Source organism: Pseudoalteromonas sp. PAST1 (assembly GCF_021532515.1).
In the GTDB taxonomy this organism is placed as follows: domain Bacteria; phylum Pseudomonadota; class Gammaproteobacteria; order Enterobacterales; family Alteromonadaceae; genus Pseudoalteromonas; species Pseudoalteromonas simplex.
On record NZ_JAKGBH010000019.1, the window covers coordinates 1 to 16,219 of the forward strand.

Here is a 16,219-nt window from a genome sequence, read left to right on the forward strand (position 1 = left end):
TCACCCGTCCGCCGCTCGTCAGCAGAGTAGCAAGCTACTCTCTGTTACCGCTCGACTTGCATGTGTTAGGCCTGCCGCCAGCGTTCAATCTGAGCCATGATCAAACTCTTCAATTAAAAGTTTTTTGCTTGAAGTAAACTTCAAACCATGCTCAATGAATTCTGATTGTTTGTTTCTACTTTTTAAAAAAGTAAAATCAAAACGAATTGACTATATAGTCACTCAGTTACATTTGAGACTCTAAATTTGTTTGCTCCACTTAGTAAACTAAGCTTCGCTGTTAGAACTCAATCTGTACGAGTGCCCACACAGATGATTGCTTTATATTGTTAAAGAACGTTGCGACGTTGTCGCTAGGGATGCGTATAATACATCCTTAATTTTTCGAGTCAACACTTAATTTTAAACTTTCTTTTTAGACCGTTTTAAACCGAAGTTTTACTTAACTCTCTGTCACGTTGTTCAGCGCTTTTCATTGCTGCCCGCCGTGTCAGTGGATGCGCATTATAGGGAGATGGATTTTTAACGCAAGCACTTTTTGTAGAAAACTACTAAAAACTTACCTTTCGCGCAAAAAAAAAGCTAAAGGCAGTAAAAAACACAGTTTACTGTACAAAATACAGCCAACTTTTCTCGAGAGGATCTTAAGTATTATCGAAATTAGGTAATACGCAAGTTTTTAAATAAAAAAAAGAGCCACAATCTTAGTGGCGCTTTTATCAATCAACTCTTAATTAGTACAAGATACTATATAACTTACGACGATACTTAGATGCCAAGGCATCGCCATCAGGTAAAGAAGCGATAATTTCTAGATAGGTTGGTTTTGCATCTGCGTAGTTAAGATCTTTTTTAAGTACATTAAATAACATCTCTAGTGCTTCTTCTTTACGACCCGCGCTATTAAGAGCATTACTTAGTTCTACTTTTATCTCTAAATCATTTGGGTATTTTTCAACTTTATCCTGCAGTACTTTTATCTCTGGCGAATCTGTTGCAGCTAATGCTTGCTCACATTTTGCTTGAATATTTGTGAAATACGCATCACGTTCGTTTTCTGCAACCGAATCTAATAATGCCTGTGCATCTTCTAATTTATGAATTTGAATACAGATATCAGCTAAAACTAACTTTACACGTGTGTGATTTGGATCAAGTTCATAAGCCTGCTTTGCATAGTTAAAGGCATTATTTAGATCTTGATTAATTAACGCTTGCTTAGCTTGCTCTAATAATAACTCGTGTTGAGCTGGTAAATGTTTAGCTAGCGCATCGCGAATTTGCTGTTCTGTTTGAGCACCCGGTAACATATCCACAGGTGCTGAATCTTTTAACATCACAAGCGTTGGTAATGCTTGTAAACCAATTTGCTGCGCAAGTTGCCCTGCAAGAGCTTGCTCAACATCGCAATCTAATGTCGCTACTAATAAATGCTCACCATACTCATTTGCTATTTTCTCTAAAATTGCAGCTTGCTGATGGCACTCTGGGTTTTGCGCAGAGTAAAAAGTAAGTAGCACTAGCTTTTCAGCTGACGTTTCACCCAATGCTTGCTGCAAATTTTGTGGGGTAAGGTTTATCATATTATTCATTTGATTGATTGCACTATATAAGTATTTAGGTTTTTATATAGTGGCAAACATAACAATTACAAGCCCAACGGGTCGAGGTCATTATGAAATTATCTGCTATTTCTGCAGCTTTATTACTTCTTAGTCCATTCGCACAAGCAACAACGCTCGATTTAAACCTTCAAAAGACTATGCCTGAAATTGAAAAGCTATATTTAGACTTACATCAATCTCCTGAGCTGTCTTACCATGAAAAAGAAACGGGCCAAAAGCTTGCAAAGCAATTAAAACAACTGGGCTTTACTGTTACAGATAATGTAGGTGGTTATGGCGTTGTTGGTATTTATGAAAACGGTGATGGCCCTACAGTAATGATCCGCACTGATACTGATGGACTCCCAATTGTTGAGCAAACTGGAAAACCTTACGCTTCTAAAGTGACTGTAACAAATGATGCTGGTGCAACCGTTGGCGTAATGCATGGTTGTGGTCATGATATTCACATGAGTTCATTTATTGGCACAGCACAACAGTTAATGACACATAAAGAGCAGTGGCAAGGTACGTTAATGATGGTCGCACAACCTGCAGAGGAAGTTGGCGGTGGTGCAAAAGCAATGCTTAAAGAAGGGCTTTTCACTAAGTACCCTACTCCAGATCATGTTATTGGTTTGCATGTAAGTGCAAGTGTTCCTGCTGGTAAAGTTAGCATGAAAACTGAATATACAATGGCAAGTGTTGACTCTGTTGATATTATAGTAAAGGGCAAAGGCGGTCATGGTGCCTACCCACACACAACGATAGACCCAGTTGTGATTGCTTCACGTATTGTATTGGCACTGCAAACTATTACTAGTCGCGAATTGTCACCACTCGAGCCGTCAGTGATCACCGTTGGCTCAATTCATGGAGGCTCTAAACACAATGTCATTTCAGATGAAGTAAAACTACAACTTACATTGCGTAGCTATAACCCTGAAGTTCGTTTACAACAAATCGCGGCAATTAAACGAATTACTAAAGGCATCGCATTAAGTGCTGGGCTTGACGAAAGCTTAGCACCAGAAGTCTATGTGCATGAAAATGAGTCAATTCCTTCAACTTATAACAATCCTGCACAAACCAATGTAGTGCGTTCAGCAATTGCTAACGCTATTGGTGAAGACAATGTACTTGAAACTGAAGCTGTAATGGCCGGTGAAGACTTTGGCCTTTATGGCCGTACAGAACAAAATGTGCCGATTACTTTGTTTTGGTTAGGCGGTGTTGAACCGAGTCAATATGACTCAGCAATGCAATCTGGCGCAACATTACCTTCTTTACACTCAAGTAAGTTTGCACCTGATTACAAAAAAGCACTTCCTACTGGAATTACAGCAATGAGTAACGCCGCGGTTGCCCTATTCAACAAAAAGTAGTTTAGGCTGACTTAGCTCTGGGCTTAGCCTTCCTTTTAAAACGTCGCTTTTGCGGCGTTTTTGGTAACTGGGCAAAGACTTGGCTATCGCATTGCTTGGCTTGCTCAACTAAAGCATGTAACTCTTCCAACAATGGTGTTAAAAATTGCTGATAACTCATATGCTGTTCAGCGATATTACCTAACGATGCTTCCCACTTAGCTGTTAAGTCAGGGCTAGCAAGCTGTTCTGGTAATGTACTTATGAGTGCTTTACCTGTTGCGGTAGCCAGAATGTTTTTACCCTGACGTTCTAAAAAATGGCGTTTAAATAAAAGCTCAAGAATACCGGCTCGCGTAGCTTCAGTACCAAGACCATCTGTTTCCTTAAGGATCTTTTTAATTTCTGGGTCTTTCACATACCGACTGATGCCTGTCATGGCACTTAATAAGGTCGCATCAGTAAAATGCGCTGGCGGTGTCGTCATTTTGTCTACTACTTCACCTTGATTGCAATGCAGCTGTTGACCTTTTTCAAGTGGTGGTAAGGTTTGCTCATCTTTTAACTCTGTTTTGCCCATTAATATTTTAAAGCCTAAGCTAACATCTTGCTTAGCTGCTGCTTTAAAAAGCCCACCCGCAATTTCAACCGTTATTTTGGTTTCGTTAAATACATAGTCTGGATAAAATTGGATTAAATAATGACGACAGATCAAGCGATAGATTTTTTGTTCATCACTATTTAAGGACGCTGAGCGAAGTTGTTTTTCGGTAGGAACAATAGCGTGGTGAGCTGCCACTTTGCTGTCATTAAAACATTTACTCCGCTTACTGCTATCAGCTTGCTTACAAGCTTCAATTGCTTGACCTTCATTATTAGCGATGGCGGCAATAATACTCGCGGCATCTTTATGATGATCTTTTGGTAAATAGCGATTATCTGAACGAGGGTACGTAATTAACTTATGACGCTCATACAAGTTTTGGCAGGTATCTAGCACTTTTTGTGCAGGCATTGAAAACGCCTTTGCCGCATCAATCTGTAAAGCGGATAAATTATAAGGTAGCGGTGCCTGTTGTTTTTTTTGCTTTTGCTCAAGCTCAACCACTTTAGCTGGTTGATTAGTTATGCGTGACACAACATTTTCAGCAAGCCCCCTATGCAATACTCGCCCTTCTTCATCTTGATAAGGTTCACATGCTTTACTTGGTTGCCACTTTGCAGCAAATGTTTGCTGCTGCTGAGTTGCAAGGTGCGCTAAAACTTCGTAAAAAGGTTTTGCTACAAAATTAGCGATTTCATTATCACGATTAACGACTAAACCTAAAATAGGCGTTTGAACACGCCCAACAGATAGCACATTGCCAAATCCAGCTTTTTGCCCAGCAAGCGTATAGGCTCGAGTTAAATTCATGCCAAATAACCAATCGGCACGTGATCGAGCTAAGGCAGACACACTCAAAGGAATAAAATCGCGGTTCGATTTCAAATTATTTAGTGCTTTTTTAACTGCACTTAAGTTTAAGTCGCTGATCAAGAGTCGTTGAATTTGCTGTTTTTTGGCTTGGCTAAGTTTAACCTGTTCGATCACTTCATCAACCAATAGCTGGCCTTCCCTATCAGGGTCGCCAGCATGAATTATTGTACTTGCCTGCTTAATGAGCTTTTTTAGTACAGTAAGTTGTTTGCGTGTTTTTGCTTTAGGTTTTAATTGCCATTGTTCTGGCACGATAGGTAAATGCTCAAATCGCCATTTTTTAAAACTTGCATCGTAATCATCGGGCTCTGCTTGCTCAAGTAAATGACCAATACACCAAGAGACACAATCTCCATTACCAAGCTCTATATAACCATCCTGTTTTTTTTGTGGTTTTGGTAGAGCATCTGCAATGGCTCGTGCCAAGGATGGTTTTTCGGCAATGTAAAGTTTCATAACGCAACACTAAATACTGTTTTTATAAACAGTAGTCTAGCACAGGATTTTTAACGAAGAAACGCCTTAAGCTTGCTGGCTTCGTCGAGTAAAAAGATAGATAAGTGGCAGGTAACATACGACCACAGTACCAATATTGATTAGCGGTAGCAGGGTCTTATACATGTAAGTGCTGTAAGACAAATCCCAAAGGTGGCGGTCAACTAAACGGAACAATTGCAAAATAGGCGCCATTATCACAACCAACTGCCCTAAAACACTTTGCCATAAGTAGACTTTATCTTTAATACCTAAGTAAGCAATGATTGCCATCCAAGCAATATCATTAAAAGCCCAAACGACATAGCGCCAAATATAAATGTCATCAAATTCACGTAAGCCGCTATGAATTAAGGTACCGTATAAAAAGAAACATGCAGTTATTACGGTAAAGTGGAATGCCTGCCAATCTTTGCGGAGGTAGAAAACGAAAATAGCAGGGATCAGAATGAACACCCAGCTATTATTCAAAATTGAGATGGTATATACAAACCAATCAGGCAAAATTAACTAACCTTAATCTGTTTTACCATCATCGTCGCCACTACCATTACCAGGCATGTAGGTATATTTATCAACTTTTTTCATTTTTATTCTCTATTACATTTGTTAATGAGGCTTAACTTTAATTGATTTACTGCCTTACATCAATAGGTTCAGATTCGTGTGCTTTACCTTGCATAATAGAGATTTCAACACGGCGATTTCGCTTGCGATCTTCGTCGGTTACATTCGGTACTAGAGGCCTCGTTTCTGCGTGGCCGACTACCATCATACGGGACTTATCAAACCCTGGCGCTTTTTCCATTTCACTGGCAACTGCCACCGCACGTTTTGATGATAAATCCCAATTATTAGTATAAAGCTCATTCGATACTTGGAAGTCATCAGTGTGACCTGACACGGTTATTTCACCCGGCACATCTTTTAACAGCGTAGCAATATCACGAATAATAGGTTTAAATTTTGGCTGTAAAAAAGCACTACCCGATGGGAATGAACCATTCTCACGAATGCGAATAATAATTTGCTGGCCTAATGACTCGAGCTCAATCGCACCATCCATAATTTGCTGTTCTAGTTGCTGAGCAATTTTCTTCACAAGTTCATTTGTTTGTTCTTGATCAGCCGCAGAAATTGACTGTTCTAAAGCTTGTTGCTGAGCCGTACTTTGCGATTCACCACCACGTTTATTACCGCGCTGTTCTTGTCGACCACCGGCGGAGCTTTCGTCGCCAGCCTGAAACTCAAGCATTTGTTGTGTCATCTCAACGGTTTGTTGCTGAATCGTTTCAATAGGTGTTGGCTCAGGTTTGCCTGGAGTAAACTCCATGGCAATAACAGAGGTTCCTTTTGGAATATCTTTTACTTCAATTTTATTTTGTACACCAAAAGCAAACTTCATAGAGCCAGCAATTTGCTTAAACTTCAGCACGTCCATTTCAGAGAAAGCAAGCAAGAGTACAAAGAAGCACATTAATAATGACATTAAATCCGCGAAGGTACCCATCCATGCAGGCAAGCCTGGTGGAGGACATTTGCACTCTTCATCTGACATGCTCTACTCCTCGGTATCAACTTTACGTTTTGATTCGGCTAAGTAGTTTTTCAAAATACCTTCAATTACTTTCGGGTTCTGACCGTCTTGAATACCTAGCACCGCGTCAAGAATTAAGCGTTGATTGAGGGCTTCTTCGTCTTTACGCAGTTCTAGTTTTACCTGAATTGGAATAGCGACAACGTTTGCTAAGAAAGCACCATAGAGAGTTGTTAAAAGGGCAACTGCCATTGCTGGGCCGATTGCCTTTGGGTCATCCATGTTTGATAACATAGCAACCAGACCGATTAGCGTACCGATCATACCCATTGCAGGCGCAATATCGGCAAGTGATTTGAATAAACCAGCACCGAGTTCATGACGGTTAGCAGTAAGAGAAATATCTTTTTGCAGCGTGGCGCGAACGACATCAGCATCATGACCATCCACTAACATATCGACCCCTTTACGCATAAAACCGTTGGGGATTTCAGCTTCTTCTAATGCTAAGAAGCCACCTTTACGTGCAGAATCAGCTAATTCTACTGCTTTTTCAATTAATTCTTCCGGAGATTCGATTTTGAACATAAAAGCTTTTGCTGCCACTTTACCTATGCCCAAAAATTGCCCCATGGTGAAATTTGATAATACAATAAAAATCGAACCACCAAATACAATGACCACCGAAGGCGTGTTGTAAAACATTGCAACTTGGCCATCACTACTTAACACCATCGACATAGCAATTAAGCCTATGGCACCAAGAATACCTATTATGGTTGCTAAATCCACATACCCCTCCAGAGGAACAATTACACGATACACTCAAGTATCAAATTTTTATTATTAACTGTTTATCGGCAAGCAGTTGAAATACTTAAATCATTAAATGAATTAATTTTATTTTAATGTAAGATTTTTAAGCTACAAGTTTAAGCTGTATTTAAAATCGTAAAAATAGCATACTAAAAATGAATTATGCGTAAAAAAACACATCATTCTTTGACCTAGTTTAGCATTCCCCCTAAAATTGGCCTCACTTTCTAACAGCTATCGAGGCCACAATGGCAACAAAGAAACCAGAAAACTTAAGCTTTGAAGAAGCACTGGATGAATTATCTCAAATTGTTGCACAAATGGAGCAAGGTGAATTGTCACTGGAACAATCACTAAAACAATTTGAACGCGGCATTGCGCTAGCAAACGCTTCGTCTGGTAAGTTACAACAAGCCGAACAAAAAGTTGCCATTTTAATGGGTAACGATAGCCAAGCGCCTCTTAGCAATTTTGATTCAAACTTGGACTAATTAAGTGCAATTAAAAGAACAATTACAACGCGCTCGTGAAGACGTAGAAGCACACTTAAATCGCTATTTTGAACAGCCACTTAATACCGAAAAAAACATCAAAGAAGCCACCCACTACGGTGTTCTAAATGGTGGTAAACGCTTACGTCCTTACCTTGTATATGCAACGGGCCGGATGATGGGCGCGGACAAGGCCGATCTTGATATTCTTGCCGCCGCTATTGAGTGTATTCATAGCTATTCTTTAGTTCATGATGACTTACCAGCAATGGATGATGATGACTTAAGACGTGGCCGCCCTACCTGTCATATTGTCTATGGCGAAGCACAAGCCATACTCGCAGGTGATGCCTTACAAACACTGGCATTTGATTTAATTGCCAATCATCAATTTGCTGTTTCTGCGAGCCAGCAAGTAAAAATGATTGCCTCATTAAGCAAAGCCTCAGGTATTGAAGGTATGGTAGGTGGGCAAGCACTGGATATTGAAGCGACCGATAAAGAAATTACAGTTGCTCAGCTAGAGCGCATTCATCAGCTAAAAACGGGTGCCTTGCTTAATTGTGCAATTACACTCGGTGCATTGAGTGCAAAAAGCTGTGATGAACATACACTCGCGCAATTAAACCTATTCGGTCAAGCAATTGGGCTGGCCTTTCAGGTACAAGACGATATCCTTGATGTAGAAGCTGATACTGAAACATTAGGTAAGCCACAGGGTTCCGATGTTGCTGCAAACAAAGCAACCTACCCTGCTTTATTAGGGATGGCAGGCGCAAAGCAAAAAGCACAAGATTTGCTGGCTCAAGCCCATCAAGCTCTTGAGGCTATTGATTACGACACCAGCGAATTAGCGAGTCTTGCAAGCTATATTGTTGAACGCAATTATTAATACCTAAAAAGAAAGACAAAATAACTAAAAAATCGGAGCGGCAATGGGCTATAATGCACTCTGGTTAGCGAAGGATGTATAAAAAATCATGACACTTGATAGTAGCAAGTATCCATTATTAAGTTTGGTTGACGAACCAGCACAACTGCGTGATTTAGCGCAAGACAAGTTACCTGCGTTTAGTAAAGAGTTACGCGAATACCTACTTAACTCAGTTTCGCAAAGTAGTGGTCATCTAGCATCAGGTTTAGGCACTGTTGAGTTAACAGTTGCACTGCATTATGTTTATAACACTCCTGAAGATCGTTTAGTTTGGGATGTGGGTCATCAAGCATACCCGCATAAAATCTTAACGGGTCGTCGTGACCAAATGCATACTATTCGTCAAAAAGACGGTTTACACCCATTCCCATTCCGTGAAGAAAGCCCATACGATACTTTCAGTGTTGGTCATTCGAGCACCTCAATTTCAGCAGCCTTAGGTATGGCCATTGCTGCAGAAAAAGAAGGTAAAGATCGTAAAACTGTTGCTGTTATTGGCGATGGTGCGATCACTGCTGGTATGGCATTTGAAGCAATGAATCACATGGGTGATGTTAATCCTAACGTGTTAATTATCTTAAACGACAATGAAATGTCGATTTCAGAAAACGTGGGGGCACTCAATAACCACTTTGCCCGAATTTTATCTGGTAGCTTCTACACCAATATTCGTGAAGGCAGTAAAAAGCTCCTTTCTGGTTTACCGCCTGTGAAAGAACTTGCTAGCCGCATGGAAGAGCACCTAAAAGGAATGGTCATTCCGGGTACGTTCTTTGAAGAGTTAGGCCTAAATTACATCGGCCCAATCGATGGTCATGATGTAAATATGTTGGTTGATACCTTACGTAATATGCGTAACCTTAAAGGCCCACAGTTACTACATATTAAAACGCAAAAAGGTAAAGGTTATAAGCCTGCTGAAGCGGATCCAATTGGCTACCACGGCGTACCAAAATTTGATCCGAGCATGTCGAAATTACCAAAATCAAAACCGGGTGCTGCCACATTCTCAAATGTGTTTGGTGACTGGTTATGCGATATGGCAGCCCAAGACGACAAGCTAATGGCAATTACCCCTGCGATGCGTGAAGGTTCAGGCATGGTGCGTTTTTCAAAAGAGTATCCTGCGCAATACTTTGATGTGGCGATTGCTGAACAACATGCTGTAACGCTTGCAGCAGGCCTCGCTTGTGAAGGGTTGAAGCCTGTTGTTGCTATTTATTCAAGCTTTTTACAACGCGCTTACGATCAACTTATCCACGATGTAGCATTACAAAACTTACCTGTTTTATTCGCTATTGACCGTGCAGGTATTGTTGGTGCTGATGGTGAAACTCACCAAGGCGCCTATGACTTAAGTTTTATGCGCTGTATTCCTAATATGATTATTATGGCGCCAAGCGACACTAACGAGTGCCGCCAAATGCTTTACACTGGCTACCAATGCAATCAACCTGTTGCTGTTCGTTACCCACGTGGTAGTGCCGGCAATTGTGATGTTGAATCAACAATGAGTGCGATTGAAATCGGTAAAGCGCGTAGTATCAAACAAGGTAGTAAAGTGGCCATCTTGTCGTTCGGTACGCTGTTAGAGAGCGCCAAAGTAGCCGCAGATGAGCTAAATGCAACAGTGATTGATATGCGCTTTATCAAACCTCTTGATACTGAAGCTATTAATGAGTTACTTAGCAGCCATGATGTCATTGTTACTTTAGAAGACAATGCCATTGCAGGCGGTGCGGGTTCTGCTGTGAATGAATATTTGGCTGCAATCAAAGCCGATGTGACTATCTTAAATTTAGGTATTCCAGATGAGTTCATTAAGCATGGCACACAAGATGAAATGCACGCTGAGATGGGCCTAGATGCCAATGGCATCTTAACTCGCATTAAAGAGTTCATGGCTTAAAACTATACGCAATTCATTAAAAAGGAGCCTCATGGCTCCTTTTTTATTATTTAAAACCATACACATAAAAAATAACTTACCTATTTTCTATTTTCTTGCATCCAATATCTTTAGCTAGCCGTTTATTCATTGAGGTTAACTCGTGAGCACGTATTTTGTCGTTAAACAATACAGGTTGTTTGTTCACATTTGATGGAATATTTAAAAGGTATAGACAAATGAATACGATTAAAAGTAAAGCTATTAAAGATCAACAACTCGCTAATTCAAAACTATCTAAGGTCATGTTTTCTGCCATTGCTCTTGCTGTGATGCTGGGTATTACAGGGTGTGATGGAGATGATGGTAAAGATGGTGCTATGGGAGCTCAAGGTGCAGCAGGGCAAGACGGTACTAATGGTGTCGATGGCCAAAATGGCGCTGACGGTCAAAATGGCGCTGATGGTATGAATGGCAACGATGGCGCTCCTGGCTTTGCATCAGCAACATTTATATTAGCGAACAATGGCTCAGATAATGCGGGCACTATCAACCTCATTGATCAAAATGCCGCTAAACTCACAACATTTAATACTGGTGCTAATGAAGGTGTTGTTTTCGATAGCTTAGGTAATTTAGTGCAAGCTGCTGATTCTGGAAATGGAGCACTGAGTACCGTATGCCAAGTGTTAAACCGTGCAGATGGCATGTACACCAATAATATTGATCGTACGTTAACTGGCACAAACACCACACTTGTAAATCCGAAGGGCATACATATCTCTAATAAATATGGTCTTGTTTTTATTGCTGATTTTAATGCTATGCAAGTAACTGTATTTGGTAAAGAAGCTGCAGGCGATGTAGCACCATTAGCAACAACGGTAACTGATGCAACACCATGGGATCTTACGTACGATGAAAATAATGATCGTCTTTACGTCGCACTAACTAATGGTGATGTTGCTGTTTACGACAATTATGTAATGGGTGGTTTTACTGCAACACCAACTCGAACCATTACACCAAGTGATGAAACTGGTACAAAAATTTCAGTCAATATTCATGGTATTGCTTTAGATATGACTAGTAACAAGCTTGTGCTGTCTGATGTAGGTAGTGCATCTGATGCAACAGATGGTGCACTCTTTGTCATTTCAAATGCTGCTCAAGCAGATGGTATGGTAGCGGTTGACCGTCATATAGCAGGTCCAATGTCTATGCTCGGTAACCCTGTGGATATAAGTCTTACTGGCAGCGACTTGCGTGTGGCTGAAAAATCAAATGATGCAGTTTTAGTATTTAGTAATATATTTGCAGGCGAAAGTGGTGATGTATCACCAGATCTCATCACGCCAACAACAAAACCTGAATCAATAACAGAAACCGTTATGCATAATAATATGCAAGATAGCTCTGATAGTATTATGGTTAACATGCCCCTGCTCGGTGTAGCTGTAAGTAGTAACCCAGGAACAGTAGGTCCAACAACAGGTCAAATTAGTCGTTTAAACGCACCTTTAACAGCCGAACTGGCAACGTATAATGCAAATCAAACAATTGAAAGTGTGGCTTTTGATAAGTCTGGCACTAGCTACGCAACATTTGATGATGCAGTTACATCGATGGGTGGTATCGTTATTTCAAACAAGGTTGCAACACAGCGTAACGGCGAAAGTTACGCAACCAACCAAGATAGAACAATCATGGGAGCAAGTACTGGTATTATCTCACCAAAAGGTATTGATATAGCTTCAGATACAGGCATGATTTTTGTTGCTGAATTTAATGCAACAACGCCTGGTGTTCTCATTTTCTCTAGCTGCGCAACAGGTGATGTAAGCCCATTAATGACCCTAAAACCCAGTGCTAGTGCACGCCCTTGGGATGTAGACTATGATCCATCAACTGACAGGGCATTTGTTGCACTTACCAATGGCACAATTGCTGTTTTTGATGAAGTGAAAAGCAAGTGGATGTCAGGTATGACAACCATTACAGGTGAAGATCGTTTAATTACCCCTGCATCGGGCGGCACTGCATTTGCTGCACCAACCAATATTCATGGTATTGATTACGACCCATTAAGTGACTCACTAATAGTTTCTGATGTTGGTTCTGCAGCCGATGCCACCGACGGGAAAATTTATGTGATTAATAGTGCCGCTATGGCCAGTGGTTTAACCAATGTAAGTGTAAATATCGCAGGTCCTGCAAGCCAATTAGGTAACCCTGTCGATATTATGTATACGGGTAATGATTTATATGTTGCCGAAAAATCAAATGGCCTAGTTATGCGCTTTGATAATATTTTAAATAGCCCTAGCGGTGACATTGCAGCAACGGTGAGCTACTCCTTTACCGCCCCAGAGTCTGTGGCTGTTTTACCAGCTTGGCTTAAACACTAACCATCAAAAGGTGTTTAGGTAACGAACGCCTCTGTTGGCCTCCAATGCCTTATCTAGCCCTAGGTAAGGCATTTTTTATATCTGCTCACTTAGTTTAGAGAGTATTAACGCATCCAAATTTTAATATCGGCTAAACCATTGGCTTGCAGTGCGCTGAGCTGCTGATCAACATTGTTGCTTTGCTCGAACTCAAAAGCATCTAATTGCTCATCAAAGGTAATGTTTGCTACACCATCGCCACCGCGCTTTTTAACTTGATGCAGTGCGATATCGGCAAGGTTAACTGAGGTTTCCCAACCAATAACTTGGCCACCCAGTAAAGGTAACGGATAAAAAGACCAACCAATCGACGCAGTGATAGTGGTCGACTGCCCATTCGGTAATCTAAATGGGTTTGCTGCAATTGCTTCACATAAATCGGCCACATAATTGTCTATTGCTGTGCGTTTGAAATCACGTAGTAAGAGTAAAAACTCGTCACCACTCCAACGCGCAACATAGTCAGAACCTTGAGTACGGCTATTCAACAAAGTCGCCATTTGCTGTAAACAGCTATCGCCTGCAAGTGGGCCATACGCATCATTAATGCGGCTGAAGTTATCAAAGTTTATTATTAATAGCACTAGCGACTTACCCTGCGCTTGCAATGACTGTGAGTTACGCTGGAAGTGTTCGATATCTTTAGGGAGCTGATCAAACAAGAAGCGACGGCTACGTAAGCCTGTAAGCTCATCTGAGTGACTAACTAGCTTAAGCTGTGAGTTCACTTGGTTAAGCTTATCGTTAGCTTCTCGAAGCTCTACGGTACGTTCTGTTACTAAGCTTTCAAGGGCTAATTGCTTACGTTTCTCTTGCGCTCTAAATACCCAAAACACGAGGTAGAACAGTAAAATAAAGCTGCTGGTGATCAAGAGTCTAAAATAAATAGTCTCATCAAAACGACGCGGCACTACAAAGCTGTACTCGGTACGACGTGCTTTTTGCCAATCTTCACCACGACGCTTTGCTTCAAGTTGGAACAAAAACGACCCCGGCGGTAAGTTGGTATAGATTGCCTCACGACGAGTATTGGCATAACGCCAGTCACTGTCTAAGCCACTTAAACGATAACGGAACTCGATACTTGAAGGGGCATAATAATCAATCGCAGTGTATTTTAATGTTACATCGCGTTCATCAATTTGTAGCTCTGGCTTACTGCCTAAAGTAGCTGTACTTAAATGACGAAGCGGCGTGATCAAGCTTTCAATGCGAGGCTTAAGTGCTTGTACACCAAACAGCTCAACGCTCTTTGGTATTTCTACCACACCTTGCAGACTTGGGTACCAAATAGAGTTGCCTGTGTCTGCTACAGCATCATGGCCAAGGCCAGCACAACATTGACTGGCTTTACCATCAAGTTGACGGTCAAACGATGAGATCACTTGTTCTACTTTTAAACTTTCGATATCAGTACCAAACTGCTCTACAGGCATACGGTATACGCCTTTCATAGTACTGACCCAAATACGTTTTAATTGCTTGTCGTAAACTAGACTGAAAATAGAGCCATACGGTAGACCATCGGTGGCATCTAACTGACGCCACTGCCCTTTGGTACTGCGATAAAATAAGCCATCGTTAAGTGAACCAATTAATATTCCCACTCCTTCGATATTCAAAATACTGGTGACGTAAGCACTTTCTAAACTAGTTTGGTCGCCAATTTTTTCAATCCCGCGGTCGGTAAAGTAATAAGCTCCTTTACTGGTACCTATTAAGCCAAAATTTTGCTCATCATGAACATAAGTAATAAATTTGCTGCTTAAGAAGGCATTGTATGCAAAAGGTGTTAAACCACCATAACTTAAGCGGTACATACCGCGGCCAGTACCGAGCCAAAATCCACCTTTGCTAGAACGGCTAATTGCAAATACTGGGTTATCGCGCAGCGCTCGCCCAGGCACCGTATACAGGTTTTGGTTTTCGTAATAAAACACACCGCGGCCTGTTGCGATGTACAAACGATCACCATCAAATTGTAAGTCGTGCACTGCTGCTCGACCAAACTGATTACTCGGAATTTGATTTACAAAATTCTTGTTGTAGTCGAAGTAGCCAACACCGCTACGGTTAGCCACCCATAATTTGCCATCAGGTGCTTGGCTAATCGCCATCACCGCTTCGGTCATATTTGAGATAGCTGAGTGACGTTCAATACGCCCTTCGTGAGCAAGCCATAAGCCTTCACTGAAGCTTGCCAGCCAAATGTTATTTTGATTGTCACGGAAAATATCGGCAAACCAAATGCTTTGATCGAGCTGGCTAGGTTCAACCCATTGCCAATCTCCTGAATTATTACGGAATAATAAGCGTCCATAAGTAGAGATCCATAGCGCGCCATCGGAGTCGCTCATAAACTTATAAACGGCAGAGTTACTGGCATTTGGCAGTGGGAATGGACGCAGCTCGTCATCTAAATCAAGAAAGTAGGCACCAAGCTCTGAGGCAAGATACAAGTTACCTTCAAGCCACGCCATGTCATGAATAATGGTTTGCGCTAATCGTTCAGGTAGTGAAACCTTGGCAGTCAGCTCTAATCGTAATTTCGCAAAATCAGAAGAGGTATTAGTTAAACGCAATAAGTGACGCTCATTAACCAGCCAAATGCCTTCTGGCGACAACGCCATTTGGCTCACTGAACCCACAATTTGCGTAATAGCAGTGGCATTCGAGACCGGTACAATTAACGCGGAGTTTTGATTGAGTGTGACTTGATTTCGAGCAACATAATAAAGGCCATTCGCTGCAATCCAAATACTGCCTTTGGAATCTTCGAGAATATCGCGCACCGGACCTTTAACGTTAAAGGTTTGCGACATCATGGTTTTAGGATCAAGTGTTACTAAACCATTCTTGGTACCAACCCAAAGTAACCCTGTGCTATCGACTAGTAATTTATTGATACCATTACTTGGCAGGAAGTCGCTGTTTTGCGTATTGAAGTTAGTGAACGTATTACCATCAAAGCGGCTTAAGCCAAACTGAGTACCCAGCCACATATAGCCTTGCTCATCTTGAGCAATACTTTTTAATGATTGCGATGGCAAGCCATTTTGGATGTTCCACTGTTTGACGACGTAGTCAGTAATAGATGCAAACGCAGGCATGCTGCAAAGCATCAACAAACAGACAACTAGAAATCGCATCATATACTTGCCACCAA

11 protein-coding genes and 1 rRNA gene are annotated in these 16,219 nt (G+C 41.2%); 5 read left to right on the plus strand and 7 right to left on the minus strand.

Annotated elements, in window-relative coordinates; translation table 11 throughout:
• Together L1272_RS10950 and L1272_RS10955 are read right to left on the minus strand one after the other, a co-directional pair.
• Nucleotides 1-116: ribosomal RNA gene (locus L1272_RS10950) — 16S ribosomal RNA — on the minus strand; the annotation flags it as partial.
• 618 nt (nucleotides 117-734) lie between these two features.
• A complete protein-coding gene (locus tag L1272_RS10955; protein ID WP_187490593.1) occupies nucleotides 735-1,592 on the minus strand; it encodes a tetratricopeptide repeat protein in 858 nt (285 codons plus the stop codon).
• Nucleotides 1,593-1,675: 83 nt separating this feature from the next.
• Between L1272_RS10955 and L1272_RS10960 the strand changes: the two genes are divergently transcribed.
• The gene (locus L1272_RS10960; protein ID WP_235373398.1) at nucleotides 1,676-2,989 is read left to right on the plus strand and encodes a M20 metallopeptidase family protein; all 1,314 of its coding nucleotides are present in this window, start codon (nucleotides 1,676-1,678) and stop codon (nucleotides 2,987-2,989) included.
• A 1-nt stretch (nucleotide 2,990) separates the two neighbouring features.
• Here L1272_RS10960 and L1272_RS10965 read toward each other — a convergent pair whose 3' ends face one another.
• The 4 genes from L1272_RS10965 to pomA form a co-directional block, all read right to left on the minus strand.
• Entirely contained in the window at nucleotides 2,991-4,901 is a 1,911-nt protein-coding gene (locus L1272_RS10965) for a DNA topoisomerase III (protein WP_235373399.1), read from the minus strand.
• Nucleotides 4,902-4,967: 66 nt separating this feature from the next.
• Entirely contained in the window at nucleotides 4,968-5,444 is a 477-nt protein-coding gene (locus L1272_RS10970; protein WP_199530190.1) for a hypothetical protein, read from the minus strand.
• Between the two features lie 130 nt (nucleotides 5,445-5,574).
• On the minus strand, nucleotides 5,575-6,498 hold the full coding sequence (locus L1272_RS10975) for a flagellar motor protein MotB (RefSeq protein WP_054552563.1): 924 nt from the start codon (nucleotides 6,496-6,498) through the stop codon (nucleotides 5,575-5,577).
• A 3-nt stretch (nucleotides 6,499-6,501) separates the two neighbouring features.
• Complete coding sequence (pomA, locus tag L1272_RS10980; protein ID WP_054552564.1) at nucleotides 6,502-7,269, minus strand: flagellar motor protein PomA; 768 nt, start codon at nucleotides 7,267-7,269, stop codon at nucleotides 6,502-6,504.
• Between the two features lie 272 nt (nucleotides 7,270-7,541).
• On the opposite strand from pomA, the gene xseB reads away from it, so the two are divergent.
• The 4 genes from xseB (at nucleotide 7,542) to L1272_RS11000 (ending at nucleotide 13,014) form a co-directional block, all read left to right on the plus strand.
• Nucleotides 7,542-7,784 (plus strand): exodeoxyribonuclease VII small subunit, encoded by a 243-nt coding sequence (gene xseB / locus L1272_RS10985; RefSeq protein ID WP_054552565.1) that lies wholly within the window; start codon nucleotides 7,542-7,544, stop codon nucleotides 7,782-7,784.
• A gap of 4 nt (nucleotides 7,785-7,788) precedes the next feature.
• Nucleotides 7,789-8,676 carry a (2E,6E)-farnesyl diphosphate synthase gene (gene ispA / locus L1272_RS10990; protein ID WP_138615821.1) on the plus strand — a complete coding sequence of 296 codons (888 nt, stop codon included), beginning with the start codon at nucleotides 7,789-7,791 and terminating at the stop codon, nucleotides 8,674-8,676.
• 88 nt (nucleotides 8,677-8,764) lie between these two features.
• Nucleotides 8,765-10,627: a 1-deoxy-D-xylulose-5-phosphate synthase gene (gene dxs, locus L1272_RS10995; protein ID WP_138615819.1), complete on the plus strand. Its 1,863-nt coding sequence runs from the start codon at nucleotides 8,765-8,767 to the stop codon at nucleotides 10,625-10,627.
• Between the two features lie 284 nt (nucleotides 10,628-10,911).
• Complete coding sequence (locus L1272_RS11000) at nucleotides 10,912-13,014, plus strand: hypothetical protein (RefSeq protein ID WP_442961829.1); 2,103 nt, start codon at nucleotides 10,912-10,914, stop codon at nucleotides 13,012-13,014.
• Between the two features lie 104 nt (nucleotides 13,015-13,118).
• Here L1272_RS11000 and L1272_RS11005 read toward each other — a convergent pair whose 3' ends face one another.
• Nucleotides 13,119-16,205 (minus strand): ligand-binding sensor domain-containing diguanylate cyclase, encoded by a 3,087-nt coding sequence (locus L1272_RS11005; protein ID WP_235373402.1) that lies wholly within the window; start codon nucleotides 16,203-16,205, stop codon nucleotides 13,119-13,121.
• Between the last annotated feature and the right edge of the window lie 14 nt (nucleotides 16,206-16,219).